Annotated in this window: 26 protein-coding genes, 1 tRNA gene and 3 pseudogenes; 12 read left to right on the forward strand and 18 right to left on the reverse strand. The window is 71.3% G+C overall.

From position 1 onward, the window contains the following. Nucleotides 1–272: 272 nt before the first annotated feature. The 4 genes and pseudogenes from ACFVYS_RS28260 to ACFVYS_RS28275 all read left to right on the forward strand — a co-directional run. Nucleotides 273–560, forward strand: a pseudogene (locus tag ACFVYS_RS28260) (alpha/beta fold hydrolase); the annotation flags it as partial. Between the two features lie 89 nt (nucleotides 561–649). Continuing rightward, a complete protein-coding gene (locus tag ACFVYS_RS28265) occupies nucleotides 650–1,687 on the forward strand; it encodes a DUF2332 domain-containing protein (RefSeq protein ID WP_389506472.1) in 1,038 nt (345 codons plus the stop codon). Between the two features lie 380 nt (nucleotides 1,688–2,067). Beyond that, nucleotides 2,068–3,261 carry an acyl-CoA dehydrogenase family protein gene (locus ACFVYS_RS28270; RefSeq protein WP_389506473.1) on the forward strand — a complete coding sequence of 398 codons (1,194 nt, stop codon included), beginning with the start codon at nucleotides 2,068–2,070 and terminating at the stop codon, nucleotides 3,259–3,261. Nucleotides 3,262–3,383: 122 nt separating this feature from the next. Continuing rightward, nucleotides 3,384–3,884: a hemerythrin domain-containing protein gene (locus tag ACFVYS_RS28275; protein WP_389506475.1), complete on the forward strand. Its 501-nt coding sequence runs from the start codon at nucleotides 3,384–3,386 to the stop codon at nucleotides 3,882–3,884. 313 nt (nucleotides 3,885–4,197) lie between these two features. Here ACFVYS_RS28275 and ACFVYS_RS28280 read toward each other — a convergent pair whose 3' ends face one another. From ACFVYS_RS28280 to proP, 3 genes are all read right to left on the reverse strand, one after another. Beyond that, nucleotides 4,198–5,301: an AI-2E family transporter gene (locus tag ACFVYS_RS28280; RefSeq protein WP_389506476.1), complete on the reverse strand. Its 1,104-nt coding sequence runs from the start codon at nucleotides 5,299–5,301 to the stop codon at nucleotides 4,198–4,200. A 315-nt stretch (nucleotides 5,302–5,616) separates the two neighbouring features. Continuing rightward, the gene (locus ACFVYS_RS28285) at nucleotides 5,617–5,895 is read right to left on the reverse strand and encodes a GlsB/YeaQ/YmgE family stress response membrane protein (protein ID WP_389506477.1); all 279 of its coding nucleotides are present in this window, start codon (nucleotides 5,893–5,895) and stop codon (nucleotides 5,617–5,619) included. Nucleotides 5,896–6,253: 358 nt separating this feature from the next. Further along, entirely contained in the window at nucleotides 6,254–7,621 is a 1,368-nt protein-coding gene (proP, locus tag ACFVYS_RS28290) for a glycine betaine/L-proline transporter ProP (protein ID WP_389506478.1), read from the reverse strand. Between the two features lie 310 nt (nucleotides 7,622–7,931). On the opposite strand from proP, the gene ACFVYS_RS28295 reads away from it, so the two are divergent. Further along, nucleotides 7,932–8,834: an NAD-dependent protein deacetylase gene (locus ACFVYS_RS28295; protein WP_389506479.1), complete on the forward strand. Its 903-nt coding sequence runs from the start codon at nucleotides 7,932–7,934 to the stop codon at nucleotides 8,832–8,834. Nucleotides 8,835–8,886: 52 nt separating this feature from the next. Here the strand turns inward: ACFVYS_RS28295 and ACFVYS_RS28300 are convergent, their stop codons facing one another. Then, a complete protein-coding gene (locus tag ACFVYS_RS28300) occupies nucleotides 8,887–10,128 on the reverse strand; it encodes an NAD(P)/FAD-dependent oxidoreductase (RefSeq protein WP_389506481.1) in 1,242 nt (413 codons plus the stop codon). Between the two features lie 211 nt (nucleotides 10,129–10,339). Further along, on the reverse strand, nucleotides 10,340–10,792 hold the full coding sequence (locus tag ACFVYS_RS28305; protein ID WP_389506482.1) for a pyridoxamine 5'-phosphate oxidase family protein: 453 nt from the start codon (nucleotides 10,790–10,792) through the stop codon (nucleotides 10,340–10,342). A gap of 172 nt (nucleotides 10,793–10,964) precedes the next feature. On the opposite strand from ACFVYS_RS28305, the gene ACFVYS_RS28310 reads away from it, so the two are divergent. Next, nucleotides 10,965–13,757 carry an ATP-binding protein gene (locus ACFVYS_RS28310; RefSeq protein WP_389506484.1) on the forward strand — a complete coding sequence of 931 codons (2,793 nt, stop codon included), beginning with the start codon at nucleotides 10,965–10,967 and terminating at the stop codon, nucleotides 13,755–13,757. 28 nt (nucleotides 13,758–13,785) lie between these two features. Here ACFVYS_RS28310 and ACFVYS_RS28315 read toward each other — a convergent pair whose 3' ends face one another. Beyond that, nucleotides 13,786–14,238, reverse strand: coding sequence for an iron chaperone (locus ACFVYS_RS28315; RefSeq protein ID WP_389506486.1), 453 nt, complete (start codon nucleotides 14,236–14,238; stop codon nucleotides 13,786–13,788). Between the two features lie 161 nt (nucleotides 14,239–14,399). Between ACFVYS_RS28315 and ACFVYS_RS28320 the strand changes: the two are divergent. Next, nucleotides 14,400–14,555 (forward strand): annotated as a pseudogene (locus ACFVYS_RS28320) (cupin); the annotation flags it as partial. Nucleotides 14,556–14,585: 30 nt separating this feature from the next. On the opposite strand, the gene ACFVYS_RS28325 reads toward ACFVYS_RS28320, so the two are convergent. The 4 genes from ACFVYS_RS28325 to ACFVYS_RS28340 all read right to left on the reverse strand — a co-directional run bounded on the left by ACFVYS_RS28325 (nucleotide 14,586) and on the right by ACFVYS_RS28340 (nucleotide 19,233). Then, nucleotides 14,586–15,098, reverse strand: coding sequence for a carboxymuconolactone decarboxylase family protein (locus tag ACFVYS_RS28325; RefSeq protein WP_389506488.1), 513 nt, complete (start codon nucleotides 15,096–15,098; stop codon nucleotides 14,586–14,588). A gap of 146 nt (nucleotides 15,099–15,244) precedes the next feature. Further along, entirely contained in the window at nucleotides 15,245–17,008 is a 1,764-nt protein-coding gene (locus tag ACFVYS_RS28330; RefSeq protein ID WP_389506490.1) for a thiamine pyrophosphate-dependent enzyme, read from the reverse strand. Between the two features lie 13 nt (nucleotides 17,009–17,021). Further along, nucleotides 17,022–18,605, reverse strand: coding sequence for an FMN-binding glutamate synthase family protein (locus ACFVYS_RS28335; RefSeq protein WP_389506492.1), 1,584 nt, complete (start codon nucleotides 18,603–18,605; stop codon nucleotides 17,022–17,024). A gap of 331 nt (nucleotides 18,606–18,936) precedes the next feature. After that, nucleotides 18,937–19,233 (reverse strand): hypothetical protein, encoded by a 297-nt coding sequence (locus ACFVYS_RS28340; protein WP_389506494.1) that lies wholly within the window; start codon nucleotides 19,231–19,233, stop codon nucleotides 18,937–18,939. A gap of 311 nt (nucleotides 19,234–19,544) precedes the next feature. Between ACFVYS_RS28340 and ACFVYS_RS28345 the strand changes: the two genes are divergently transcribed. Both ACFVYS_RS28345 and ACFVYS_RS28350 read left to right on the forward strand, forming a co-directional pair. Next, nucleotides 19,545–19,748 (forward strand): cold-shock protein, encoded by a 204-nt coding sequence (locus ACFVYS_RS28345; protein ID WP_009192932.1) that lies wholly within the window; start codon nucleotides 19,545–19,547, stop codon nucleotides 19,746–19,748. A 53-nt stretch (nucleotides 19,749–19,801) separates the two neighbouring features. Next, a tRNA-Met gene (locus ACFVYS_RS28350) sits at nucleotides 19,802–19,875 on the forward strand. 63 nt (nucleotides 19,876–19,938) lie between these two features. Here the strand turns inward: ACFVYS_RS28350 and ACFVYS_RS28355 are convergent. From ACFVYS_RS28355 to ACFVYS_RS28370, 4 genes are all read right to left on the reverse strand, one after another. Then, nucleotides 19,939–20,181: a hypothetical protein gene (locus tag ACFVYS_RS28355; protein WP_389506496.1), complete on the reverse strand. Its 243-nt coding sequence runs from the start codon at nucleotides 20,179–20,181 to the stop codon at nucleotides 19,939–19,941. Nucleotides 20,182–20,476: 295 nt separating this feature from the next. Next, nucleotides 20,477–20,635: a hypothetical protein gene (locus tag ACFVYS_RS28360; RefSeq protein WP_389506498.1), complete on the reverse strand. Its 159-nt coding sequence runs from the start codon at nucleotides 20,633–20,635 to the stop codon at nucleotides 20,477–20,479. Next, on the reverse strand, nucleotides 20,632–20,919 hold the full coding sequence (locus tag ACFVYS_RS28365) for a hypothetical protein (RefSeq protein ID WP_389506500.1): 288 nt from the start codon (nucleotides 20,917–20,919) through the stop codon (nucleotides 20,632–20,634). Before ACFVYS_RS28365 ends, ACFVYS_RS28360 begins: the two co-directional genes overlap by 4 nt. A gap of 185 nt (nucleotides 20,920–21,104) precedes the next feature. Then, a complete protein-coding gene (locus tag ACFVYS_RS28370) occupies nucleotides 21,105–21,638 on the reverse strand; it encodes a cupin domain-containing protein (protein WP_389506502.1) in 534 nt (177 codons plus the stop codon). 138 nt (nucleotides 21,639–21,776) lie between these two features. Between ACFVYS_RS28370 and ACFVYS_RS28375 the strand changes: the two genes are divergently transcribed. Further along, nucleotides 21,777–22,418 carry a nucleotidyltransferase domain-containing protein gene (locus tag ACFVYS_RS28375; RefSeq protein ID WP_389506503.1) on the forward strand — a complete coding sequence of 214 codons (642 nt, stop codon included), beginning with the start codon at nucleotides 21,777–21,779 and terminating at the stop codon, nucleotides 22,416–22,418. Nucleotides 22,419–22,432: 14 nt separating this feature from the next. Here ACFVYS_RS28375 and ACFVYS_RS28380 read toward each other — a convergent pair whose 3' ends face one another. After that, nucleotides 22,433–22,744, reverse strand: a complete 312-nt coding sequence (locus tag ACFVYS_RS28380) for a hypothetical protein (protein ID WP_389506505.1) — start codon at nucleotides 22,742–22,744, stop codon at nucleotides 22,433–22,435. On the opposite strand from ACFVYS_RS28380, the pseudogene ACFVYS_RS28385 reads away from it, so the two are divergent. Further along, a pseudogene (locus tag ACFVYS_RS28385) lies at nucleotides 22,740–23,003 on the forward strand (TetR family transcriptional regulator); the annotation flags it as partial. The gene ACFVYS_RS28380 and the pseudogene ACFVYS_RS28385 sit on opposite strands and share 5 nt — an antisense overlap. 133 nt (nucleotides 23,004–23,136) lie before the next feature. Here ACFVYS_RS28385 and ACFVYS_RS28390 read toward each other — a convergent pair. Continuing rightward, the gene (locus tag ACFVYS_RS28390; RefSeq protein WP_389506507.1) at nucleotides 23,137–23,502 is read right to left on the reverse strand and encodes a YybH family protein; all 366 of its coding nucleotides are present in this window, start codon (nucleotides 23,500–23,502) and stop codon (nucleotides 23,137–23,139) included. Nucleotides 23,503–23,600: 98 nt separating this feature from the next. On the opposite strand from ACFVYS_RS28390, the gene ACFVYS_RS28395 reads away from it, so the two are divergent. After that, the gene (locus ACFVYS_RS28395) at nucleotides 23,601–24,512 is read left to right on the forward strand and encodes a LysR family transcriptional regulator (protein WP_389506509.1); all 912 of its coding nucleotides are present in this window, start codon (nucleotides 23,601–23,603) and stop codon (nucleotides 24,510–24,512) included. An 18-nt stretch (nucleotides 24,513–24,530) separates the two neighbouring features. On the opposite strand, the gene ACFVYS_RS28400 is transcribed toward ACFVYS_RS28395, so the two are convergent. After that, entirely contained in the window at nucleotides 24,531–25,292 is a 762-nt protein-coding gene (locus tag ACFVYS_RS28400; protein WP_389506511.1) for a hypothetical protein, read from the reverse strand. A 105-nt stretch (nucleotides 25,293–25,397) separates the two neighbouring features. Next, on the reverse strand, nucleotides 25,398–25,637 hold the full coding sequence (locus ACFVYS_RS28405) for a hypothetical protein (protein ID WP_389506513.1): 240 nt from the start codon (nucleotides 25,635–25,637) through the stop codon (nucleotides 25,398–25,400). Nucleotides 25,638–26,096: the final 459 nt, after the last annotated feature.

Here is a 26,096-nt window from a genome sequence, read left to right on the forward strand (position 1 = left end):
CCGCTACGAAAAACGCGCCTACATCTACCTCGGCACCGTCACCCTCGCAGCCCTCACCATCTGGCTCCGAACATGATCCGAGAAACAGTCCCTAGTTCACGATGATGATCTCCGGTTGCCCGTGGCGGGGATTTCCGTTGCGTGGCCGAGGTGTTCGCCGCCAGGTACGGGAAATGCCGCGCCTGGGCGCTTGCGGTCGACCGCTTCGCCGAGGGTTGTTGCGCGGGTCATACAGCCCTTGCAGCACCTGTACGACGAGTGAGGAAGGGCCGATGCAGCACACGAGAACGCCTGACGGGGTCCGTATCGCCTACCAGGTCCTGGGCGGGGGAACGCCGCTCGTTCTGCTGGCGGGTCAGGCGAACAACCACCCCTGGTGGGACGGGGTACGCGACGACTTCCACGCCGAACGCAGCACCGTCACGGTCGACTACCGGGGCACGGGCGAGAGCGACAAGCCCGACAGCCCCTACAGCACCGAGATCTTCGCGCAGGACGTGATCGCGGTGCTCGACGCACTCGGCATCGACCGGGCCGACGTCTACGGCACGTCCATGGGGGCACCCACTGGCTAGGATCATCCGGATGCCAGGACCGACCGCAGGAAGCGTGAGCCGTACCCGTGGGTAGGGCCCGGACGCTCGCTCAGGTGTACCGGCACTTCGGTGAGGTCGACGCCGCCGGGACATCGCCGCTGTACGAGCGCGTCGCCGTCGCCCTGAGCGAGTCCGACGAGGCGCTGCGCGCCATCCGGACGGCACCGGCACGCAAGCGGCACCCCACGGTGATCCTCGCCGCGCTGCACGACCTCGCCCTCGCTGGCCGCGCCCCGGCGCTGGCCGCGGCCTACGCGTCGGCGGACGGCGACGCCGCCGCCGACGCGGCGATCGACACGCTGCTGCGGATGACCGACCCGGTCGTGGCGATCGCCGCGCGCCGCACGACGCGGGCCGACGAGACCGGCCGCTCCGCGGTGCTGTATCCGGCGATCGCCGAGGCGGCACGCCGGGTGGGCGCCCATGCGGTCGGGCTGATCGACGTGGGCTGCTCGGCCGGGCTCAATCTCCAGGTCGATCGCGTCGGCATCACGTACAGCAACGGACAATCGCTGGGCGATCCCTCGTCTCCCGTCCAGCTGTCGGCGTCGATCGTCGGAGCTCGGCCCCTCCCGACGCGGGCGATGCCTGAGGTCGTCGCCCGCGTCGGCGTCGACCTCGATCCGATCGACGTGACGGACGCGGAGGACGCCCGATGGCTGCGCGCCTGCCTCCGGCCCGATCAGCTGGAGCGGGCCGCGAGGCTCGAAGCAGAGATGGCGTGGGCGGCGACAGCCCCTGCGCTGCTGCTGCGAGGCGACGGCGTCGAGGTGCTGCCGGACGCCTTCGCCCGGGTGCCCGCGGACGTCCTGCCTGTCGTCACCACGACGTGGGCCCTGTCGCGCTTCCCGCTCGAGAGCCGTCTGCGCTTCCTGCGACGCCTCGAGGAAGCAGCGGCCGGCCGGGCGGTGGCGTGGGTGTCGGCGGAGGGGGTCGGAGTCGCGCCGACGGTACCGACACTCGGCGATCGCCGCGCCTCCGGCCACAGCATCATCGGCCTGGTCGTCTTCGACCGCTCGGCCGTGCGCTCCGAGGCCGTCGGCCGCTGCTGGTCGCGCGGTCGCTTGCTGGCGTGGCTGGCGGATTCCTAGCGCTCCGACCGCATTCCCGACGGTGATTCCTGGACGGCTCCGGATGAGCGCCGGTCACGCCCTGACGGCACCGTGCCGGGGGTCGCGAACGGGTCGACGGCAGCGCTCCGTCGCGGACGTCGATGGCTCCGCCCGTCTCAGCCGCCGTCAGGTTCTCGGCGCCCTGTGAGGGCGGTTCGGAGGGGCACGAAGGCGGGGTGACCGCGAGGACGCCCACATCGGCGCAGCCCAGGTCGATAGGTGCCGCCGGGGAGCCCCGCAAGATCCGCCGATCGGGCGGCTCCGGGGTCGGCCCGACCGCCTGGCGTCGAGCTGTCGGTGCGATGTGCGCGAACGTCCGCAGCGCGCATCGCTCCGTACAACCGTGGAAGAAGGGCCCCATGACTGCACTCACGGAACAGCAGAACATGGCCGACTTCTACGACTTCGAGTCCGCACTCACGGAGGAGGAGCGCAAGGTCCTGCTCAGGACCAGGTCGTTCATGCGCGACGAGGTCCAGCCCCTGGTGGCCGAGCACTGGGCCGACGGCACCTTCCCCATGGAGCTGATCAGTCGTTTCCGTGCGAGTGGACTGGTCGGTCTGTCGTACGAGGGCTATGGCGACCACGGCCCTGCCGCCAGCCATCTGCTGACCGGGATGATGGCGATGGAGATGAGCCGTGTCGACGCTTCGGTCGCCACCTTCTTCGGCGTCCACAACGGACTCGCCATGTACGCGATCCACGCGGGCGGCGACCAGGCCCAGCGCGACCGCTGGCTGCCCGGCATGGCGAGGATGGACACCATCGGGGCGTTCGCCCTCACGGAGCCGCTCGACGGTTCCGACATCGCGGCCGGCATGCGCACCACCGCCCGGCGGGACGGCGACACCTGGGTGCTCAACGGAGCCAAGCGCTGGATCGGCAACGCCACCTTCGCCGATCACATCGTCGTCTGGGCCCGCGATGTCGATGACGACCAGGTCAAGGGATTCGTCGTCGACCGGGGCACGCCCGGATTCGAGGCGGAGAAGATCGCCCACAAGACGTCGTTGCGCATCGTCGAGAACGCGGACGTCACCCTCACCGACGTCCGGGTGCCGGAGACCGGTCGGCTTCAGAACGCGTCCTCCTTCCGTGACGTCGCGGAAGTCCTGCGCGCCACGCGCAGCGGGGTCGCCTGGCAGGCCCTCGGCGTCATGATCGGCGCGTACGAGCTGGCCCTGCGCTATGCCACGCAGAGGCAGCAGTTCGGCCGTCCGCTCGCGGGCTTCCAGCTCGTGCAGGACCTCTTGGTGAAGAGCCTGGGCAACATCACTTCCAGCTGGGGCATGCTGCATCGGCTCGCCGGGTTGCAGGATGCCGGGGTGTTCCGGGACGAGCACTCGTCCCTGGCCAAGGCCCACGTAACCGCCCGCATGCGCGAGGTCGTGGCCTGGTCGCGGGAGATCTTCGGGGGCAACGGCATCGTCCTGGAGTACGACGTGGCGCGCTTCTTCGCGGATGCGGAGGCCATCTACTCGTTCGAAGGCACCAGGGAGATGAACACGCTGATCGTCGGTAAGGCGATCACCGGGCAGAGCGCCTTCGTCTGATCGGCCGGGGGAGTGACGCCGTGCACGGATGGGCGTACGGATCAATGAAGACGGCCGGCCGGGGTACTCGGTACTGCCCCAGGTTCCTCGTGACGAAAGTGAAGCCCGTTCCCATGGCCGACATGCCTGACACGCCCGACACGCGAGACGTCGTCGCACTCATTCTCCAGGATCACCGAAGAATGGAGGACCTCTTCCGCCTGATGCGCAGCGTCGAAGCCGACCGGGCAGCCGCCCTGCGGGAGTTCGCCGACCTGTTGATCGCGCACGCGCTCGCGGAAGAGGCGAAGGTGTACCCCGCCCTCAAGCGCTTCAAGAAGATCGACGACGAAGAGGTCGAGCACGGCGAGGAGGAGCACGAGGAGGGCAACAAGGCGCTCCTGGAGCTCCTCGAGGTCGACGAGGTGGGCTCCGAGGAGTGGGACGAGAAGCTGGAAGAGCTCGCGAAGGCCATCGCCCACCACACCGACGAGGAGGAGCGCACGATCCTCAACGGTGCCCGTGAGAACGTCGCCATGGAGCGGCGGGAGGAGCTGGGCGAGGCGTTCCTTGAGGAGAGGGAGCGTCAGCTGAAGGCCGGCTGCGGCGCTGTGGACAACGTGCGCAGCATCGTCCGCTCCTGACCGCGTCTCGTCGCGTTACCTCCGAATCCCGGCCGGCGAGCCCTTGCGGGAGCAACTCACGCCTCGGCTCGCCGGCGGCGACGCACCGTCGCGCCGCACCCGCCTTGATGCCTGCGGATTCGTGAGCTCAGACAGAGATTGAGCTGGGGTTGGGGCGGGCGTTGGAGCCGGGCCGGAGCCGGGATCGGCACCGAATGCGCAGGGCGGTGACTCGGCGCGTGGCGGCTTGCCGCCCGAGGCCTTCGTCGTCGGCCGATGGTGCCGACCTGCCGGCGACCCGCGGCTGGGTGGCGCCATCGGCACGATCCTCGCCTCAGTCGTCCGGGCCGTCGGCACGAGTGCGCAGGGCCTGGTACACAGACCACAGCACGGCCACCAGCGGTACGGCGACCACGGCGCCGATCACCCCCGCCGCGACCGCTCCGCCGACGACCGCCAGCGCGACCACCACCGGGTGCAGCCGGACGGCCCAGCTCATCACGATCGGGTGCAGGAGGTGGCCCTCGATCTGGCCGATGACCACGATCAGGGCCACGACCACCAGGGCGATGACCGCGCCCTTCGACGCGAGTGCGACGACGGCCGCGATCGACAGGGCGATCGGCGAGCCGATCAGGGGAATGAACGCGGCCAGGAACTCCAGCAGCGCCAACGGCACCGCCAGGGGCACCCCCAGAGCGAACAGCGCGATACCCACGAGGACCGCGTTGGTCGCGGCCACCAGCAGGATGCCGTGCGTGTAACCGGTGAAGGCCCGCCAGGCGGCCCGGCCCGCGACCGTGACCTGCCGCCGTGCCCCCTCGTGGAGCTGGTCGCACACCCACTGCCATTGCCGGTCGCCGGAGTACGTGAAGAAGACCGCGCAGAACACGGCCAGGGCGAGCACGGTCAGGACCTCGAGCAGTCGGCTCGCGCCGCTGAGCGCCGTACTGATGAGGGTGGAACGGTGGCTCGACAGGAGCTTGCCGATCCGGGACTGGAGATCGTCGAACGCGTCCGGGGGAAGGCGGAAGGGGGGTTCCTCCAGCTGGCGTTCGATCCGGTCGATTCCCGTGACGAACTCCCTCTCCAGCCCACTTCGCTGATCCGCCGCGGTCTCACCCACCAGGGCCAGCGCGCCGAGGACGAGGACGACGCCGCCGATGAGCGCGGCGGCCACCGCGAGCGGCCGGGGCATGAAGCGTGCGAGAAGGCCGGCCACCGGGCGGAGTACGGCGGTGATGACAAGCCCCAGGAAGACGGCGACGGCGATCCGGTGAAACTGCCCGAGCACGGAGAAGGCGACGTGGACGACGACGCCGACGGCGATGATCCGCCACGCGTACGCGGCCGCGGTCCGCAGCAGAGCCGGTACGTCCGGCTCCTCGCTGCTTGGACGTTCGAGCGGCACGGTGGGCTGATCGGGGGGTGTGGGCATCTCATGCCCGTACCACTCGCCGGCCGTCGGAGAGCGGCGGAGCCCCGAAGTTCCCCCGAAGGCCGGTAGGGACTGTGTCGTCTCACCGCGGCCGGGTCACAGTGCTTTGCCGAACCGGCCCCTGGGCGAGGGCCTCCGCCGTGCCCACCGTGGCGCCGGGACCCTTCGCGCATCACGTCCAGGGCCTGGTGCGCGATGGCGGCGCGGGGTGCGCATGGTGTTGTTCGGTCGACGGGCGTACCAACGCCGACGGCTCCCACCCGGAGGAAAGGGTAGGAGCCGTTCGGATGCCTTACCGTCTACGACGTCGGCGGTTCACGCGTGGCGGTGCGAACGCCGGTTGCCGGTGACGAGGCGGTAGATGGCGAGCAGGATGAAGGAGCCTATGATCGCGGCGATCCAGGTGGAGAGGTCGAAGAACCCGTCGATGGAGTCGACGCCGAAGATCTCCTTGCCGAGCCAGCCGCCGAGCAGACCGCCGGCGATGCCGATCAGCATGGTGATGATGATGCCGCCGGGGTCCTTGCCCGGCATCAAGGCCTTGGCGATGGCGCCGGCGAGCAGACCGATCACGATCCACGCGATGATGCCCATGGTGTCTCTCCGCTTCGTCGTGTAAAGACAGTGTCAGCTTCTCGTGTGCACCAATTGCCTTCGAACAAACGCCTATGGCGAATACTTGGTGGGATGAAAAGCGACGCCCGGCTTCGACGGGGGTGGGGAGGGCGGTGCGGGAGACGCGGTCGCGGTGCGGGTGTCTGTGGTGACGCATGATCTGCGCGGCTGCCTCCCCGATCCGGCCGACGGACTGCCGGGCCCCGACGCTGGTGGACCGTCACGGCCCCGACAGCCGGTGCACCGTCAGGGATCCGACGGCTGGTGGACTGTCAGGGCCCGACCGACCGGCGCCCGGTGTTCCGGGCGAGCGGTCCGGAGGTCGAGGTCCTCGGCTCTACAGCGAGGGTGCCGAGCCCGGCAGCGGCCGCCCCGCCGACTCGGCCATGAACCACACCGCCACTCCGCCGATCACGGCCGCGGCCATCATGTAGTACGCGGGCATCATCATGTTCCCGGTCGCCCCGATCAGGGCCGTCACCACCAGCGGGGTGGTGCCACCGAAGAGCGACACGGAGACGTTGAAGCCGATCGACAGCGATCCGTAGCGGACCTTCGTCGGGAACAGCGCCGGCAGGGCGGCCGGCATCGCGGCCGTGAAGCAGACCAGCAGCAGGCCCAGCGCGCCCATGCCGAGCGCGACGGCGAACAGGCTGCCCTGGCGGATCAGCAGCAGGGCGGGGACGGACAGCAACAGGAATCCCGCACACCCCGCGGCGATCACCGGTCGGCGGCCCACGCGGTCCGTCAGGGCTCCCGCGAAGGGCTGGACGATCATCATCACGGCCATCACGCCGAGTACGACGAGCAGGCCGTGCGTCTCGTCGTAGTGGAGCTCACCGGTCAGATAGCTCGGCATGTACGACAGCAGCATGTAGTCGGTGACGTTGAAGACCAGCACCAGGCCGACACAGAGCAGCAGCGCCCGCCACTGGCCCACGATCATCTGCCGCAGCGGCACCTTCGGGCGGTTCGACTCGGCCTTCTCGATCTCGGCCGCGAACGCCGGGGTCTCCTCCAGCCGCATCCGCAGGTAGAGGCCGACGATGCCCATCGGGCCCGCGATCAGGAACGGGATCCGCCAGCCCCAGCTCAGCAGGTCCTCCGTGGACAGCAGAGCGGTCATCACCGTGACCAGGCCGGCGCCGCCGATGTACCCGGCGAGCGTGCCGAACTCCAGCCAGCTGCCGAGGAAGCCGCGCCGCTTGTCGGGCGCGTACTCGGCGATGAAGGTGGAGGCGCCCGCGTACTCGCCGCCGGTGGAGAAGCCCTGCACCAGGCGGGCTGCCAGCAGGAGCACCGGGGCTCCGACACCGATCGACGCGTACGACGGGATGAGGCCGATGGCGAAGGTGCCCGCGGCCATCAGGATCATGGTGACGGCCAGCACCTTCTGACGCCCGACGCGGTCGCCGAGCGGCCCGAAGACCATGCCGCCGATCGGTCGGACGAGGAAGGCGGCGGCGAAGGCGCCGAAGGTGGAGAGCAACTGGGTGCTCGGGTTCCCGGACGGGAAGAAGACCTTGCCCAGGGTGACCGCGATGTAGCTGTAGACGCCGAAGTCGAACCATTCCATCGCGTTGCCCAGCGCGGCGGCCCTCACCGCGCGTTTCACCAGTGCGGGGTCCGTGACGGTGGCGTTCTCGGGGGCGGTGGCGTCCTTCGGGAGGGATGTCGGGGGAGAGGCGACTGTGGCAGTCGGCAAAGCTTCGCTCGCCTACTTTCGTCGGGGGCAGTGACGGGTCTGCTCGACGGCGCCGGCGGCAGGCCAGAGAGCGACGATAGGCGGACATGTCCCCTTCACGGGCTGTGCACACTTCGCTGCATACTGCAGGTAAATGCGGTGTGTGCAGGCCCGTAGCGCCGCTCCGGAGGGCACTTCACGGGATCATGTTGTGACCCATCTCGCGTCCTGCGAACGCAACCGAACCTCGGGGCCGGGCCGAGGGAGCTCGGGGCCGCGGCCCGGTCACGGACTCGGACACTTGAGGCAGCCTGTTCCGTACCCTGGCGGCATGCGCATGCGCCCCACTCTGAGCTGGACCCCCGCCGAGGACCTGCCGCCGGGCACGACCGATCCGGAGCAGGTCGTCGACGCGCTGAGCGCCGGCGGCGTACTGGTGCTCAGCGGGGCGGGTATTTCCACGGAGTCGGGCATCCCCGACTACCGGGGTGAGGGCGGGAGCCTGAGCCGGCACACTCCGATGACCTACCAGGACTTCACCTCCGATGCCCAGGCCCGGCGCCGGTACTGGGCGCGCAGCCACCTCGGCTGGCGCACCTTCGGGCGCGCCCGCCCCAATGCCGGGCACCGGGCCGTGGCCGCGTTCGCGCGGCACGGTCTGCTCTCGGGCCTGATCACCCAGAACGTCGACGGCTTGCACCAGGCCGCCGGCAGCGAGGACGTCGTGGAACTCCACGGGAGCCTGGGCCGGGTCGTCTGCCTGTCCTGCGGCGCCTTCAGCCCGCGTCACGAGCTCGCCCGGCGGTTGTCGGAGGCCAATGCGGACTTCGAGCCCGTGGCGGCGGCGATGAATCCGGACGGCGACGCCGACCTCACCGACGACCAGGTGGGGGACTTTCGGGTGGTGCCCTGCGCGGCCTGTGGCGGCATCCTCAAACCGGACGTGGTGTTCTTCGGCGAATCCGTTCCGCCGCCGCGCGTGGAGCACTGCCGCACTCTGGTCCGCGAGGCGGCTTCGCTGCTGGTCCTCGGCTCCTCACTGACCGTGATGTCCGGGCTTCGGTTCGTCCGCCAGGCGGGCCAGGCCGGGAAGCCGGTGCTCATCGTCAACCGGGACCCGACCCGGGGCGACCAACACGCGCTCACCCGGGTCGCGCTCCCCTTGGGAACGACCCTTACCACCGTGGCCGGGCGGCTGGGCATCCTGCTCGATGACCAGGCGGCCCCCGCTTAAGCCCGTGACGCCGAGGGTTCCCGCGTGTCGCCCTTCGTTCCTTCCGCGGGTGCTACCTGCCGAGGTCGCGCAGCACCTCCCTGGCAGCGCGCGCGCCCGAGGCCATTGCCCCTTGGACCGAGCCAGTGGCCCGATGGTCACCGCACACGTATCGGCCCCGGGACACCCGGGTCGTGCGGCTGAGTTCCTGAGGGGGCGCCATCGCGGGCAACGCGTCGGGCACCGTACGGACGGTCAGCAGCTCCCAGCGGCCGGCATCGGTGTCGTAGACCTCGCTCAGCGCCGCGCGCAGCGTGCGTTCCCGGCCTGCTGCGTCCGCGCCGAGCACCGAGGTGGCCACGAGTGCCCGGCCGGGGGGCGCGTAGGTGGCGGCCACATTGCTCAGCACGCACGTGTTGAGGAAGCGGCGCCGGGTGTCCACCAGCAGAGTGGGCTCGTTCAGCGGCGGGTCCGGCATGGCGTGGTAGTAGGTCGTCACCACGCGGTACGCGGGCACGGTGACGTCGGGCAGCAGGGTTCCGGCTGGTCCCGGGCCCGTGGCCACCACCACGGCGCGCGCCGGGACGAGTTCACGGTTGGCGGTCTCCACGCCGTCGTCCGTCAGACGCTCGACCGGCGTCTCCCGTCGCACGGTGCCCGTCGGCAGCGACGCGGCCAAGGCGAGCGGTACGGCACCGATGCCTGCGGCGGGCAGGCTCAGGGTGCCGCGCAGCATGCTGCGCCACACGAGATGGAAAACCCGCGCGGACGTCTCCAGCCGGTCTTCCAGAAACACCCCGGACAGGAAGGGCAGGAAGAAGCGCTCGACGAACGCGTCGGTGAAGCCCGCTTCGGCAAGAGCCTTGCGTGTGCTGCGATCCGGCCGCCGCTTCAGCCGGTGCGGCGGTCGGATCGCGTCCGAGGCCGAGAGGGCACCCAGCGCCGCCAGGTCGCGCGGTCCTGCCAAGCGCCCTGACAGGAGGTCGACGAGCGTGGCCGGGTGAGCGCGGGGGTCGGTCAGGCGGCGCCTGCCTGTGTCGGTGTGGATGAGGATGCCCCGGTCGAAGGGACGGAGGTCCAGCCCGTCCCCTGCCAGGCGTCGCCGGAGCTGTGGGTAGGACGGGTTGAAGACCTGGAAGCCACGGTCGATCACGAAGCCGCGCACACGGTCGGAGCGCATCCGGCCACCGACCCCGTCGGAGGCTTCCAGGATCCGCACGCGGACGCCGGCGGCCAGCAGGTCCTGAGCACAGGCGAGGCCGGCCACCCCTGCTCCGATCACCACGACGTCCGGTGATCGTTCGGTTGCGGTCACGTTGTCTGCCTCCCTCACCGGGTCGCCCACGGGCACGAACGCACCCGTGCCGGTGTGCGGCTTCGTGCCGTCCACCCCACTTCGCTCCGGACCGGGGGAGCGGATGCGGCTCGGCTCCGCTCTCAGGAGTCGTGGCGCGCGGCGGAGCCGAGTTCGGTCGTGTCACGCGCGGCGCCGAGTTCGCGTCCGGCAGGCGGGTCCGGCCGGAACGTCAGGTCAGCCACCGGCCGTCGCGCATCAGCTCGCGGCCGGACAGCTCGTTCTCCTCGCGCCAGGCCTGGATACGGCGCGGGACGATCCGGAACCAGCGGTACGAGGTGGCCTGCGTACGCGGATCGAAACCGGCGCGTTCGGCGAACCGGTCTCCTCGCTCCCCCGGCAGCCCGTCGAGGTCGAGGACTTCGACCTCGCCGTCGATCATGGTGACGTCGCGGGTGCGGCCGAGCGCCAGCCGGACGGTGCGGGTGGCGGCCAGGTTCCTGCCGGTGGGGCTGTTCGTCGGGGTGGCGGCCCACACGGCCTCCCCGTCCCAGTCGAAGGACAGCGGTACCAGGTACGGCGCGCCGTCCGCCGAGGCACTGGCCACCCAGACGTCCACGTCGTGGGTGAGCCGGTGTTCGGTGTCGTGCCGACGCTGAGCGTGGGAGCGGGGTTCGGCGTCCATGGGTCCTCCGGAATTCCTCGTGGCCACGATCGGCGGAAGTCCGGTCGTGGGTCGCGATCGCCCGGGGAAGCCCGCCGGGCCGATCGCCGTGGTCACAGACTCTCGCGGCACGGCTGCGGGCCGCCTCCGTGCCGACCACGGAAACCGCCACGGACACACGGATAATGAGGCGGTGATCAGTCCAGAGATAACCGCCCGGGAAGCCCAGGTGCTCGCACTGCTCGGGGAGCACCTGAGCAACGCGGAGCTCGCCGCGCGGTTGGTCATCTCCGTACGCACCGTCGAGTCGCATGTCTCCTCGCTGCTGCGCAAACTCCAACTGCCGGACCGGCGGGCGCTCGCCCGGCACGCGGCCGAGTTCGGCCGAACCGAGCCGTCGCGCCCGTCACCCGCCCTGCCGACACCGCTGACCGCGTTCGTCGGCCGGGTGGCGGAGCGCGGGCAGTTGGCCGAGGCGGTGACGGCGCACCCACTGGTGACCGTGGTCGGCCCGGGTGGCGTGGGCAAGACGCGCCTCGCGCTGGCGGTGGCGGCGGACGTAGCCGACGACTTCGCCGACGGGGTGTGGTTCGTCGACCTGGTCCCGGTGACCGAACCGGGCCGGGTGGGCGCGGCCGTCGCGGCGGCCGTGGGGGTGGGCGAGCAACCGGGACGGGGCATCGACGACGCGATGCTTGCCGCACTGGCGGACCGCCGGACGCTGCTGGTGCTGGACAACTGCGAGCGGGTGAGCGACGCGGTGGCGCCGTTCCTGGAACGGCTGTTGGCGGCCTGTCCGCGGTTGCGGGTGCTCGTGACCAGCCGGGCCAGGCTGATGGTGCCGTTCGAGCGGGTCTTCCAGGTCCCGCCGCTGTCGCGGGCCGGCGGTGACCGGTCGGAGGCGGTGGCCCTGTTCATGGACCGCGCGTCGGCGGTCGGCCAGCCGCCTGGTCCGGCATCGAACGAGGAGGTCGTGACCATCTGCGAACGGCTCGGTGGCATGGCGCTGGCGATCGAGCTGGCGGCGGCGCGGTGGTCCACCCTCGGACTGGACGGCCTCACGGCAGGCCTCTCCGATCAGCTGCGGATCCTCACCGGCGGGCCCCGCGCCGACGACCGGCACCGGTCGGTGCGGGCGGTGCTGGACTGGAGCCATGACCTGCTGGAGCCGCAGAGCCAGGCATTGCTGCGCCGGGTGTCGGTGTTCGTGGCGCCGTTCACCGCCGAGGCGGCCGCCGAGGTCGCCGGGTTCGGTCCGCTGGATCCGGCCGCCGTCGTCGACGGGCTCGGCAGACTCGCCGAGCAGAGCCTCCTGTCCGTGACCTCGTCGGCCACCGGGACCCGGTACCACGCGCTGGAGACCATCCGCCAGTACGGGACGGAGCGGCTCACCGACGCCGACGAGCTCGACCGGGTCCGATCGCGCCACCTGGACTGGTGCTCGACCGGCGCCCGTGTCCTCGTCGGAGCGTCGGGCGCGCACTGGCGTGCCCGGTTCGAGGCCGTGGCGGACGACCTCCGGGCCGCCCTCACCTGGGCGGCCGACCGGCCGGATCGGCGCGCGGACGCGCGTCGTCTCGCCCTGTCCCTGGCCGAGCTGGCCTTCTTCCGCAACCTGCTCGGCGAGTCCCAGCAGCGGTACGAGCAGGCGGCCGGGCTCTCCGACGACGCCGGCCGGGCCGCGGCACTGCGGCAGGCCGCCGCGGTGGCCGGGTGCCGAAGGCTGGGTGACGACATGTTCCGGCTGCACCGTGCCGCAGCGGACGCCGCGCGCCGGGCCGGCGACACCGCCGGTGCGGGCCGCGACCTGGCGGCCGCCGCCACCAACGCGTACCGCTTCTCCAGTACCTTCACGCAGGTCCCCCCCAGGGAAGAGGTCACGGCCCTGCTCGCGGCGGCGCAAGAGCTGGCCGGCGACGCCCCGGCCGCTCAGGCGGCTGTCGCGCTCGCCGAGGCGGCGGTGGTCGCGGACGCGTTCGGCGCCGTTCAGGGCGACCTGGACAACACCGTGGAGGAGACCGTCGTACGCGCCGAACGCGCTGTCGGCCTCGCCCGGTGCGCGGGCGACCCGGTGGCGGAATCGGCCGCCCTCGACGCGCTCTCCGGCGCCCGGAGCTGGACCGGTGAGGCCTTCGCCGCCGCGGCTGCCGCGCAGCGCCGGATCGACGTCCTGGACCCGGCGCCGCGTACCCCGGCCGGCGCGCACGAGCTCATGGACGCCCTCGCCATGGCCGCCGGAACCGCCGTCGGCGTGGGCCGGCTGCCGGAAGCCCGCCGGTGGGGCGGACAGCTCGCCGACCACCCGCTGCTGGCCGAGGTGGGGCACCACGCCACGTCCTGGCTGCTGGTCGCGGACGCGTTCGCCGGCCATACCGACCAGGTGCTCACCGGCGGTGCGCGGTTCCTCGACGCGTGGGAGCGGAGCGGCCGTCAGCGCTCCTTCTCGCTCGGCCCCGCCGCCGCTTCGGTCGCCATGGTGCACGGCCTGCGCGGCGACCACGACGGCCGGGAGACCTGGCGCGCGATCGTCGACCGGGCGGGCAACGCACCGGAGCACCGCCACGGCTACGGCGCGGTCTTCGACGCCATGGTGCTGCTCCACCACGGGGACGCGGACGCGGCGTCGCAGCGGGTCGCCCCGGCGCCGGAACAGGTGTGGAAGTGGGTGTCCTGGGTCTGGCTCCACTGGTACGTGGCGCTCCGGGCGGAAGCCGCGGTGCTCGCCGGGCACCCGGACGCCCGGGCCCGGATCGACGCCGCCCGGACCGTGGTCGTCGGCAATCCGATCGCCACCGCCCAGGTGGACCGCGCGCAGGCCCTGCTGGACGGCAACCCGGAGCGGCAACTCGCCGCCGCCGCGGCTTTCGAGGCGGCCGGCTGCCCCTACCAGTCGGCCCGCACCCTGCTGCTCGCCGGGGGCGAGCAGGCCGCCGCCGGTGCGGCCGTGCTCGCCGACCTCGGTCTCGCACCCGTGGCCGTCCGGTAGCCGCTCGACCCGTGCGGCCGGCGCGCCATCAGCTCACCGCCTGCTTCACCAGTGCGGCGATCCGCGCCTCCGCCTCGGCCGTCACCTCGGTCAGGGCGAAGGCGGTCGCCCACATCGTGCCCTCGTCCAGCTTCGCCGGGTCGTTGAACCCGAGGGTCGCGTAGCGCGACTTGAACTTGGCCGCGCTCTGGAAGAAGCAGACGACCTTGCCGTCCAGCGCGTATGCGGGCATCCCGTACCAGAGCTTCGGCGCGAGGGCCGGGGCGTTGGCCGTGACCACGGCATGGACCACCTCGGCCATCGTCCGGTCGGAGTCCTGCATCTCGGCGATCTTCGTGAGCACGTCCCGCTCCGCCTCCGCCGCCTTGTCCGCAGGCGAACCGCGACGCGCCGCCTTCTTCTGCCCCTCGGCGTGCTCCTTCATCGCGGCCCGCTCCTCGGCCGTGAATCCCTCGTACGTGCTGCCGTCAGTGCTGGTCATGTCTGCTCCCGTGGTCAAGGCGTGGGCCGCGATCGGCCCGGCGGATCCTGCCGGGCCCGTCGCTGTGGGTCACAGCCTCTCCCGGCCGGCCACGGAGCGCCTCCGTGCTGACCACGGAAACCACCACGGAGAGGGGCGGTGCCAGCCTCGGGGGGCAGGGTGCGCACGATGTGGTGAGCGGACACCCCGAGTTCGTCTTCCTCGACGACTCCGGCGGCACCCCGGAAGAGATCCGGCTGCGCACCTCTCCCGGCGACTACATCTTCGTCCCCCCGTTCGTGCCGCATCTGTACGTACTGGGGCGCGAGCAGGACTGACCGGCCGGGGACTCCCGAGTGCGGGACGGCTCAGTACGGGCTGGTCTCGCCCTCGGTCGTCACGCCGAAGGTGTTCAGGAAGTTGCTGACGAGCTGGTAGAAGCCGACCGTGATGACGAGGTCGGAGAGCTGACCCACCGTGAGGAACTCCAGCACCTCCGCGCGCTCGGCGTCGCTCAGGGTGTGCCGGGCGAGCAGGCGGTCCGTGCAGCGCAGGACCGCCGCCTCCTCGTCCGACAGCCCCTCCGTGGAACCGGTGGCGGCGGCGTCGATCGCGGCCTGGCCCAGACCGACCAGACGGCCGATGTTCTCGTGGTGGTGGACCTCGTACGGCGCCCGGTAGACGCGGCCCACCCGCACGATGGCGAGCTCGCGCGACCGGTCCGGGAGCGAGTTGCGCTGCAGGATCGCGTCGGCCATCTCCAGCAGTTCGGGGGCGAGTCGGGGCGAGTGCATGATCATGCGGAAGACGTTGAGCGAACCACGCGCGGTGACGGCGTCCCGCAGCTCCGCCGGCAGGGCCGTCAGGTCGGGGTACTCCATGGTGAACTCCTTCGTCGGGGGCGGCTCGGCCGGACTGCCGGATCGGATCGGTGCCGTCCCACTGTGCCGCGAGACCCCGGGGCGTCGCGAGGACACCACCCCGGGGCAGGGCACGGTCAGGGAGTTGCAGGCGCTCGGCCGGGCGGTCAGTGCGCGTCCGTGTCCCCCTGGCTGCGCACGACCTCCTTCACCTTGGCCACCGCGAAGCCCCAGCCCTGCGCGACGGTCGGCTTGGCCGGAACGGCGATCTCGTCGGGGTTGGTGAGCACGTCGAGCAGGACGGGCCCGGGGGTGCTGAAGGCCCGGCGGACGGCCTCCTCCAGTTCGGCCGGGTCGGTCACACGGATGCCGGTGATGCCCATGGCCGTGGCGACGGCCGCGAAGTCGGGGTTGTCCAGCACGGTGCCGAACTCCGGCAGCCCGGCCTGTTCCTGTTCGAGTTTGACCATGCCCAGCCGGCGGTTGTCGAAGACGACGAGCTTGACGGGGAGCCGGCTCGTCTTGAGTGTCATGAGGTCGCCGAGGAGCATGCTCAGCCCGCCGTCGCCGCAGAAGGCCACCACCTGGCGGTCCCGGTCCAGGCACTGGGCGCCGAGGGCCTGGGGCATGGCGTTGGCCATGGAGCCCAGGTTGTAGGAACCGATCAGCTGCCGCTCGCCGCGCATCTCGACGAAACGCGAGAGCCACACGGTGGCCATGCCCGTGTCGGAGGTGAAGACGGCGTCGTCGTCGGCCAGGCGGTCCACCACGGCGGCCAGCGCCTCCGGGCGGATGTCACCGGCGCGGTTGTCCAGCGCGGAGCGGAGGCGGCCCACAACCCCCTTGTCGTGGGCCGGGTCGGCGAGCCGCGCCTGACCCTCGCGCCACCGCTCGAAGCGTTTGCGGGCGTCCTCCAGGTGCGAGCGGTCGCGCGCGCCTTCGCCTCCGGCGGGCGCGGCGGCGAGCTGGGCCAGGAGATCCCGGACGGTCGCGCCCGTATCACCGACGAGCCCCACCTCCACGGGGACCCGGCGCCCGATGTGGGCGGCCTCGGTGTCCACCTGGATGACGGTTCGGCCCTCCGGATACCAGTCCCGGTAGGGGAAGTCGGTACCCAGCAGCAGGAGCGTGTCCGCGTCCTGGAGGGCCGACGCGGCCGCCGGGTTGCCGATCAGCCCGGTCTGGCCGACCTGGAAGGGATTGGCGTCGCCCTCGAACCCCTCCTTCGCCTTCAGCGTGAGCACCATCGGCGCGGCCAGCCGGTCGGCCAGGGCCAGTACGTCCTCTCGCGCGGCGCGGGCGCCCCGTCCGACGAGCAGCGTGACCCGCCGCGCCCGTTCGAGCAGTTCGGCGGCCCGCCGGACGGCGGACTCATCCGGTCGGCTCACCGGGGCGTTCAGCGAGAACCGGGCCGGCCGGTCCGCGCTCAGCTCCCGTTCCCCCAGGTCACCGGGGACGGTCAGCACGGCGACGCCCTTGCGGCCCAGCGCCGTGCGCACCGCCGTCTCCAGCATCTGCGGCAGCTGGTCGCCCGAGGTGATCGTCGCCCGGAAGACGGCCACGTCGCTGAAGAGCGCGTCGTTGTCGACCTCCTGGAAGTAGTCGCTGCCGAGTTCGGCGAGCGGGACCTGCCCGGCGATCGCCAGCACCGGCGTACGGCTCTTGGCCGCGTCGTACAGCCCGTTGAGCAGGTGCACCGAGCCGGGGCCGACGGTGCCCATGCACACGCCCAGAGTGCCGCTGAGCTGCGACTGGGCGCTCGCGGCGAAGGCCGCGGCCTCCTCGTGCCGACAGCCCACCCACTCCAGGCCCTCGGTGGTGCGGATGGCGTCGGTCAGCGGATTGAGGGCGTCACCGACGACGCCGAAGACCTGGCGCACGCCAAGTTCGCTCAGTGCGTCCACGATGACGCGCGCGACGGTTCGGGCCACGGGATCCTCCAGATCAGACGGTGAAACGGTCGGGGTCGGCGGCGTTCCAGTCGGCCGCCCAGGAGGCGGGCGGCTCGGCGAGCAACTGCCCGGGCGCCAGCCACTCGTAGAGCTCCTCGAAGGAACATTCGGTGCGGGGGTCGATGCGCCGGCGGAGCATATGGGGACGCAACTGCGCGGGATCGTCGACGCCCATGGACGCCATGATCTGCAAGGCGCTCGCCACCGTCGCCTCCTGCAGGCGCCGGACCCGGAGCGTCTTGTCGCCGACATGGAGTGCGCGGGCCCGCCGGGGGTCCTGCGTGGTGACACCGGTGGGGCAGGTGTTCGTATGGCACCGCTGCGCCTGGATGCAGCCGACGGCGAACATCATCGCCCGTGCGGCGTTGCCGTAGTCGGCGCCCTGCACCATGCGCTTGACCAGGTCGGTACCGGTGGCGATCTTGCCGCTCGCGCCGATCCTGACGCGGTCGCGCAGACCGGTGCCGACGAGGGCGTTGTGCACGGTCAGGAGCCCCTCGGTGAGCGGGGTGCCGACGTGGTCGGCGAACTCCAGGGGCGCGGCCCCGGTGCCGCCCTCCGCCCCGTCCACCACGATGAAGTCCGGGGCGGTGCCCTCCGCCAGCATCGCCTTGCACACGGCGAGGAACTGCCGGCGCGACCCCACGCAGAGTTTGAAACCGGTCGGCTTTCCACCGGACAGTTCCCGCATCCGGGCGATGAAGCGCACGAGTTCGCGCGGCGTGGAGAACACCCGGTGGTAGGGCGGTGAGATCACCGTCCGGCCTTGGGGCACCTCCCGCACCCGGGCGATCTCGGCGTTGACCTTCGCTCCGGGCAGGACTCCGCCGATGCCGGGCTTCGCACCCTGCGAGAGCTTGAGCGACACGCATTTCACCTGCTCGTGCGCGGACTTGTCGGCGAACTCCGCCGGGTCGAAGTCGCCGTCGTCGGTCCGGCAGCCGAAGTAGCCGGTGCCGATCTCCCAGACGAGGTCACCGCCCGGCCGCAGGTGGTACTCCGACAGTCCGCCCTCGCCGGTGTCGTGGGCGAAACCTCCTGCCGCGGCACCCCCGTTGAGCGCCAGGATCGCGTTCGCGGAGAGCGAGCCGAAACTCATCGCCGAGACGTTCAGCAGCGCCATGTCGTACGGACGGCCGCAGTCGGGTCCGCCGATCCGCACCCGTGGTGCGGTCTCCGGCACCGGACACGGCGCCATCGACGGCACCAGGAACTCGTAGCCGGGACGGTAGACGTCCCGCTCGGTGCCGTACGGCTGCTCGGCGGCGGTTCCCTTCGCCCGCTCGTAGACGATGGTGCGGGTGTCCCGGTCGAAGGGACGGCCGTCGAAGTTCCGCTCGATGAAGTACTGCTGCAGTTCCGGGCGGATCTTCTCCAGGAGGAAGCGGGCGTGCCCGAGGACGGGATAATTGCGCAGCACGGAGTGCCGGCGCTGCATCAGGTCCCATACGCCCAGCAGGCCCGGCACGAGCAGCGGCACGGCGGCGAACCACCACCACGGCGAACTTCCCCACGCGGCCGCGGCCGCCGCGAGCGCGACGGCCAGAACGAGGACCACCAGTGCGATACGTGTCACCTCCCCCGCCTTGCCCGACAGCCGACGATCATGTCCCCCGTTCCTTCCGGAGATCGTCAAGAATCGGACGCCGGGATTGACGAGGTGACCAGCACCCCTGCGTCCGAGGGTGGGCGTTGGCGCGGTAGCGCTGAGCTGTCGGTGAGGGAGGGGACGGCGGGCGAGTGCGCGGGGGACCTCGGGGACGCGCGGCCGCGCGAAGGGGCCGGCTGCCACCGGACACGGACGAGGGCCGGGCGCCGCAGCCGCGCGCCGGCCGCTCGCTCACGGACCGGCGCGAGGTCGCCGGGGCCCGGAGGCGGAGGAACCCGTACGCCGGGCCGGACCGGTGCTACCGGGTGACCACGTTGAACACCGGATAGGTGCGCGGTTGTACGTCCCCGAGACCGAGTTCCCGCAGGATCGGGACGAGGGTCTCACCGAACTGCCGGAACGCCTCCTCGGACTCCCACACGTCCACGACGAGCCAGCCGCTGTCGGTGGGGGCGGAAGTGTGCGAGATCAGACCGGCCACCGGCCAGTCGGCGGGGCTCTTGACCGGGCCGGGGCGGCCGGACACCTTCTCCGCGCTCAGTTCGTACTGGGCCTGGGTCATCCCCGGCATGTCGAGAACCACGACGACGGCCATGTTGAGTCCCTTGCAGAGAGATACGGAGCCTTCCGGCCAGTTGACCAGCCTGGTGAGCCGTCTGCGCGGGGGATTGGGCCGGACAGGGCACGGAGAGCGATCGGGACATCTGCGGCAGCCGGCCCACGAGCGCGGGAAGCGCGGGAGGTACGCCGCACCGGGCTTCGGCAAATCGATTGCTGTGTCCGGCATATAAGTCGGATAACCGCCGCGTGGACGGGGTAGGACGAACGCCGGGTGCCTTCCGGTCGTGGACGGCCCCGCACACAGGACAGCCGGGACCTCCCGGCAAGGATCGAAGGACGAGCAGCATGGCCAGCGGCACCGTGAAGTGGTTCAACTCCGAAAAGGGCTTCGGGTTCATCGCCCAGGACGGCGGCGGACCGGACGTTTTCGCCCACTACTCCAACATCTCCGGCAACGGCTACCGGGAGCTGGTCGAGGGAGAGCCGGTCACCTTCGACGTGACCCAGGGGCAGAAGGGGCCGCAGGCCGAGAACATCGTCCGCGGCTGAGACGGCCGCACGACGCAGCACCCCGTGGATCACGTGTAGGGTGGCATCACCGACGCGGGGTGGAGCAGCTCGGTAGCTCGCTGGGCTCATAACCCAGAGGTCGCAGGTTCAAATCCTGTCCCCGCTACGAGAAGAAGGGGCCCGGCATCGCCGGGCCCCTTCGCTGTGGGCACCGAGGGCTCGACGGCGGTCACGCGCCGGGTGATGATCGACCGGTCGGTTCCTGGACCTCGGCGACCGTGCCTGTTCCGGCTTTGTCGGCGGGGACCGGTGGCCGCGGGCGGCCGGGCAGGAGCAGGCACAGCGGGACGGCGACGGCGGTGAAGGCCACCGACCACCAGAAGGCGGCGTCGAAGCCGTCGGCCAGGCCGCCCGGGGTGCGGGCGTCCCCTGCGGAGTGCTGGAAGGTGACGGCGAGGACGGCGATCCCCACCGAGCCGCCGTTCTGCTGGGCGACGCGGGTGATGATGCCGGCGTCCGGGATCTGCTCATCCCGCAGGACGTCGGCGCGCTCGTCGCGCGCGGACTGGCAGGCAGGTACACCGACCGCTTCGGCCCCCGCCGGGTCGCCTTCACCGCGTTCGCCTTCGTCACCGTGGCCACGGTGACGTTCGCCTTCGTCACCGCCGAAACACCGACGAGGTCCTGCTCATGGGCGCACTGTTCGTCCGCGGCATCGGCTGGGCGCCGCCATGATCGCGCCCTTCGGCGCCGCCTACATGGGCCTGCTACCCGAGGAGCCGCAGATTGGCCAGCGCCCCGGCACGCGGCAGTGCCCAGGCGACGAAGCCGCCGACCAGGGCGAGTCCGCCGATCACCGGGATGAGGACGTCGGCGCTACCGGAGTTGCTTCTCGCGGCGGTCGCTCCTGCCGGCCCCGAGATCAATGATCGGAGAGGTCCTGGTTCGAAGGGCGCTCCGGGCCCGGTACGAACAGGCTCAGCCGATAGGTGGTGGGCTGCACCAGTCGCCCGCAGAGCGTGTCGACCCGGGTCATCGCCCAGTCGATCTGCTCCTCGGCGGAACGCAGACGGCGCAGATGTGAACGCCATTCGGACGCGTCCTGAGTTTCGAAGAGCACTTTCCAGTAGCCGGTGCCGGAAGCGGTGCGAGCGGCAGCCCGCCGACTCGCGTCCTGCTGCTGCCGTTTTCTCTTGCGCTGTCCTGGCACCACCACAGCATCGTCGGCTCGGTGCCCGCCGGCAACGGCAATTGCCCCACCGGAGGCCCGCCTCGTGAGGGCGCCGGTCCTCCGAGGTGGATCACGGCTGCGGACGGGCGGGCACCCGACGGCATCGCCCAACGGTCATGTCCTGGCGCCCCGTTGAGGACGCCTTCGCTCGCTGCGGGCAGGCCTCAGCCGCGTGCGGCGAGTGCCTCGCGCCACGCCGGGCTGTCGACGTAGTGGTTGTCGAACCGCTCCGAGGAGTCCTTGATCTCCTGCGGGTCGGCCTCGCCGCGCATGACCCGGCCGAGGAGCCGCAGGTAGTCGAAGCGGTCGGCACCCGGGGTGAAGACGAACAGCACGTCGGCGGTCCTGCCCGGCGCCGCGGCGAAGGCGTGCGGGGTGTGCGGCGGCACGACGAGGAAGTCGCCCGCCTCCAGGACGATGATCTCCTCACCCACCAGTACCTGGAGCGCTCCGTCGATCACGAAGAACGCCTCGGACGCCTTGGTGTGCAGGTGGGCGGGTGCCCCGACCGCGCCCTCGGCGAACGACGACCGGTAGCTGGTGAGCCGCCCTCCGGTGTGGGCGGAGTCCGCGAGCAGAGTCATGACACTGCTGGGATCACGGGTCGTCTCGGCGTCGGCGGCGCGGGTGAGGATCGGGGCGACGGTCGCGGTCTGAGCGGTCCGGGCGGGCTGCGTGTTCTCGTTGTTCTTCGTCATGGCTACGACTCTAGGGAGTCAATCGACCGGAGCCTGGGTGCATTTTGGAGTCAGAATCGTGGGTCAATTTTCGACCCCTCCCGTCTGCGGACGAGGTCGGCACGAGGAGGAGCTCGGCGTCGGAAGTAGGTTGTGCCGATGACCGAACCCCTGCCGCCCGGCGGCACTGTGCTCGATGCGGACGAACTGCACGCCCGGTGGGCGGATGCCTGGGCGCCGGAGCAGCTGGCGGCGCGGTTGAGTGGGGTGGATGCGCCTTGGTGCATCGCCGCGGGGTGGGCGCTGGATCTGTTTCGCGGGGCGCCGTCGCGGCCGCACGGTGATCTGGAGATCGCGGTGCCCGCGGCGGGATTCCCCGAGATCCGGGACCGCTTCCCCGAATATGCCTGGGACGCGGTGGGTTCGGGACGGGTCTGGGCGGAGGCGGGAGCTGAGGCACTGGCGGCCACGTACCAGACCTGGCTCCGGGATCCGCTGAACGGCCAGTTCCAGTTCGACGTCTTTCGCGAGCCGCACGAGGGCACGACGTGGGTCTGCCGGCGGGACGAGGGCCTGCGGCTGCCGTACGACGCGATCATCGAGCGGACGGCGGACGGGATCCCCTACCTGGTGCCGGAGTTGGTGCTGCTGTTCAAGGCGAAGGCGATCCGGCCCAAGGACCAGGCGGATTTCGACGGGGTGCTTCCGCTGCTGGGCCGGGCGCGGCGGGATCGCCTCAGCGGGTGGCTGGACCTTGTGCACCCCGGACATCCGTGGCTGGCGGAGCTGGCCCGGCGGTGATGCCGCGGAGTCCTTCATCCCTCCGTAAGGCCGTCATGGAGGTCGAGGATCCAGTTCTGGCTGACGAGGTCGGGGCCGAGACCGTGAGGGGGCTCTTCGTCGGCGAGGAGGAAGCCGAAGTGTTCGTAGATCCTGCGGGCGGACAGGAGGCACTCTTCGACGAGACGGGTGCCCGGACCGGGGCCCCGGGCGGCCGGGGTGACGAGCAGGACACGCGGCGACCCAGCCTGCCTCGTGGCCGGGGAGCGCCCTGCCTCGTACTCGGCCACGATCCTGGCCACCAGGGCCTTGAACTCGGTGTTCCAGCCGAACTGCTGGACGTACACCCGCTCCCTCGTCGAACCCGACGGCCCCTGGGCCGGGTTCGCCAAGGCCACCGTGGACGACTGGCTCGACGTCCTGGCCGCCTGCCAGCCGCCGTCGGAACGAGACACCGAGGACGGCATCGTCCGCCGCACTCTGACACTGGCGGTGCTCCGAGGGGCCCTGCTCGACCTTCTCGCCACGGACGACGAGCGCAGGGTCACCGCCGCCGTCCAGCGGCAACTGGCCCTCCTGCGCCGCGAGGACGGCGACGAGTCATGACCGGTTCGGTGGCCACCCGGCCCCGGTGGGCCCCTCCGCGCTCCCGGACGGTAGGAACCGGTCGCGTGAGCGCCTGCGCAGCGCGGCGACGGCCCGGCATGTCGTCGGTCTCCCGCGCCGCGGCCGCGCAGCCTCAGCGGGCGGGCGGGGCGAACTCGGGCTGGTCGAGCACACGCAGCCAGGTCCCGTCAGGCTGGCGTCGGACGACCTGTGCCCGGGCGCCGGCCCCGTCCCTAGGCGGGGTCGAGGTGAGGGCGATGTCGCCGCTGATCAGCGTCGGCAGCGGCGGTTCCGGTTCGAAGCGGGGACGGTTGGCCAGCACCTTCTCCCACAGCGCACGGATCGCGTCCCGTCCCACCGTCAGCTCCCCGGGCGGGTAGGCCATCACCGCGTCCTCCTCGTAGAGCGCGGCGACCCCGGCCGCGTCACCCGCGTTGGATCGTTCGACGAACAAGCGGGTGATGTCCTCGGGTCGCACGGCCTTCTCGTACTCCTGCACGGGTTCCTCCTGAGATCCGGCTTAGCTGCTCCCTAGCCTTGTCGGCCGCCGATCAGAAGTCCAACAGATGGATTTGCTAGGAGCTAGAATCTGCAGTCATGGACCTGAGGCAGCTCGAATACTTCGTCGCGGTCGCCGAAGAGCGGAACTTCACCCGGGCGGCCGGGCGGGTCCACATCAGCCAGTCCGGCGTCAGCGCCCAGATCCGCCAGTTGGAACGTGAACTCGGCGCCGAGCTGTTCGACCGGTCGGGGCGTACCGTCACCCTGACCGTCGCGGGAAGTGCCGCACTCGAACACGCCCGCGCCGCACTTGCCGCAGCCGAGGCGGTCGGCCAGGTGGTGGGGCAGGTGACCGGTCTGATCCGGGGCCGGCTCACCGTCGGCATGGTCATCGGCTGCACCCTCACCCCGTTGTTCGACGCCCTCGCCGCGTTTCACCGGGTTCATCAGGGTGTGGAGATCTCGCTGCTGGAGGACAACTCCGACAGGCTCGTCGAGGGAGTGCGCGCCGATGTCGTCGATCTGGCTCTCGTCGGTACCGCGGGCGCCGCCCCGGAGGGGCTGGAATCGCTGACGGTCATCAGCGAGCGGCTCGTCGCGGCCGTTCCCATGGGGCACCCCTTGGCGAAACAACGCCGGGTCACTCTGCGCGACCTGGTCGCCCATCCGATCGTCTGCATGCCCGTCGGTACCGGTCTGCGCGCGGTGCTCGACCGCGCCTGTGCCGCGCAGAGCCTGCAACCCGCGATCGGGCTGCAAGCCGGCGCCGCGGATGCCATCGCCGATCTGGCTTCCCGTGGACTGGGTGTCGCAGTCCTCAGCGAGTCGATGGCCGCGAGCTACCGTGACCGGCTCACCGCCCGCGTCATCGACGACATCGAAACACCAGCGGTACTCGGGCTGATCTGGAAGAGCACGCACAACCCGGCTGTGCGCGAGTTGATCGTGCACAGCCGACGAGTATTCACCAAGGTCGACCCTGGCCCAGGGCCGTCGCCTGTCCTGTGAGCGATCCAGGCCTGTGTCTCAGGTCGTGCCGGCGAACAGCTCCTGCAACGGCTGAGCCGAGTCGGTGCCGGAGTGGCCGAAGGGTGCGTCGAAGCTCCAGACCATGAAGAGCAGGAAGACCACCAGGGCGCTGAACGCGGTGGCCAGCATCAACTCCCGGGCCGAGCGACGGATCTGGAGGGCATAGAGCAGGCCGAGGGTGACGAACCCGCCGGCGATCAGGCCGAACCAGACCACCCCCGGCAGGGTGCTGCCGGCGCTGTCGAGGCGCTGGTGGCGCGCGTCATCGGCGGCGGCGACCTGGTCGAGGAGCGGCTGGTAGGCCTGGGCCTGGAGTTCGTCGGTGGGCGTGTGGTGCGCGATGTCGCTCCGGATGCGGGTCAGCAGCCGGCCCCCGGTGGCGTCGATCGGATCGTCGTCCTCCATGGCGGGCCACTCGGCGGTCACGGCGTGCCGGGCGTAGGCGTCGATGTGCTGCTGGACCCGGGTGTGGAAGGCGGCGGGGTAGACGTCCAGGCGCTGGTTGATCTCGTACAGCGCCTGGGCCTCGCGCTGCACGGTGTCCTCGGCGGCGCCGCGAGCCTCCCAGACGCCGGCGATCGCCAGGCCCAGGACGATGGCGTAGACGACGCCGACCATCATCACCATGTACTCGAGCACGTCGGGTGTCTGCGAGGTGTCCTCGTCGTCCGCCACACGGCGGTGGCGCATCACGGTGGCGGCGACCACGAAGGCGCAGACCAGCGCGCAGGCCAGGGTGTAGATCAGCCATTCCGGCACAGCAGGACTCCAGGATGAGCAGATGAACAGATGAGCAATGAGAGATGAGCGGATGGTCGGATGGGCGAGTTGAGTGGACGAGGCGACGGGCGGCCCGGGGGTGGGTCAGCCGGCGTTGCGGCGTCGGGAGCCCGGGCGTAGCGCGGCGGCGGCCAGGATCGCCGGCGTGGTGATCACGACGGTGGTCATCGTGGTGGACAGACCGGCGGGCGCCGGACGTGCCGAGCCGCCGCCGTAGTGGAAGCGGGGCACCCAGCGGAAGGGTGCGGCGCGGGGCGCCGGGGCGGGAGCCGGTGCCGGGGCGGGCGCGTCGTCGGCCTCGGGCGGCGGTTCCGGCGCGGGCACCGGGCGTACGGCGGGCCGGGGGAGCGGGGCTGCCGAACGAGGCGGAGCCGGTGGAGCACCGACAGGGCGAGGTGCGTGTGCCGCCGGTGCCGGCTGTTCCGCCGGTGCCGAAGGGACCGGCGTACGCGGTGGCCGTGGTGCGGGCGGAGGCGACGAAGGGGCAGCGGGCCGATGCCGGGAGGGGGCGCTGATCTCGACCCAGCCGTCGGCGGAACACATCACCACGTGTGTGGTGGTGGGAGTGGTGTCGACGACGACCGCGGGGCCGCCCGCACCCGGCAGGGGGCAGAGCGCGGCGGCGGTGCCGAGACCGACGTTGATCCAGCCGCTCACCAATGCTGTTCCTCTCGGCTGACGGGGTGTGCCTCGGACGGAGGCGCACAGGAGTGGATGCCGATGCGCTCACCGGTCGGTGGCCGTTCGGCAACAGGAGTAACGATCATGCTCGGCTCGGGGACA

Source organism: Streptomyces sp. NPDC058295, assembly GCF_042880655.1.
GTDB lineage: Bacteria > Actinomycetota > Actinomycetes > Streptomycetales > Streptomycetaceae > Streptomyces > Streptomyces coriariae.

Excerpts from the sequence above, each read along its gene's own strand:
- ACFVYS_RS28270 (WP_389506473.1), top strand. The coding sequence starts at position 2,068 with ATGACTGCACTCACGGAACAGCAGAACATGGCCGACTTCTACGACTTC.
- ACFVYS_RS28275 (WP_389506475.1), top strand. The coding sequence starts at position 3,384 with ATGCCTGACACGCCCGACACGCGAGACGTCGTCGCACTCATTCTCCAG.
- ACFVYS_RS28280 (WP_389506476.1), bottom strand. The coding sequence starts at position 5,301 with ATGCCCACACCCCCCGATCAGCCCACCGTGCCGCTCGAACGTCCAAGC.
- ACFVYS_RS28285 (WP_389506477.1), bottom strand. The coding sequence starts at position 5,895 with ATGGGCATCATCGCGTGGATCGTGATCGGTCTGCTCGCCGGCGCCATC.
- ACFVYS_RS28295 (WP_389506479.1), top strand. The coding sequence starts at position 7,932 with ATGCGCATGCGCCCCACTCTGAGCTGGACCCCCGCCGAGGACCTGCCG.
- ACFVYS_RS28305 (WP_389506482.1), bottom strand. The coding sequence starts at position 10,792 with ATGGACGCCGAACCCCGCTCCCACGCTCAGCGTCGGCACGACACCGAA.
- ACFVYS_RS28315 (WP_389506486.1), bottom strand. The coding sequence starts at position 14,238 with ATGACCAGCACTGACGGCAGCACGTACGAGGGATTCACGGCCGAGGAG.
- ACFVYS_RS28325 (WP_389506488.1), bottom strand. The coding sequence starts at position 15,098 with ATGGAGTACCCCGACCTGACGGCCCTGCCGGCGGAGCTGCGGGACGCC.
- ACFVYS_RS28340 (WP_389506494.1), bottom strand. The coding sequence starts at position 19,233 with ATGGCCGTCGTCGTGGTTCTCGACATGCCGGGGATGACCCAGGCCCAG.
- ACFVYS_RS28345 (WP_009192932.1), top strand. The coding sequence starts at position 19,545 with ATGGCCAGCGGCACCGTGAAGTGGTTCAACTCCGAAAAGGGCTTCGGG.
- ACFVYS_RS28370 (WP_389506502.1), bottom strand. The coding sequence starts at position 21,638 with ATGACGAAGAACAACGAGAACACGCAGCCCGCCCGGACCGCTCAGACC.
- ACFVYS_RS28375 (WP_389506503.1), top strand. The coding sequence starts at position 21,777 with ATGACCGAACCCCTGCCGCCCGGCGGCACTGTGCTCGATGCGGACGAA.
- ACFVYS_RS28395 (WP_389506509.1), top strand. The coding sequence starts at position 23,601 with ATGGACCTGAGGCAGCTCGAATACTTCGTCGCGGTCGCCGAAGAGCGG.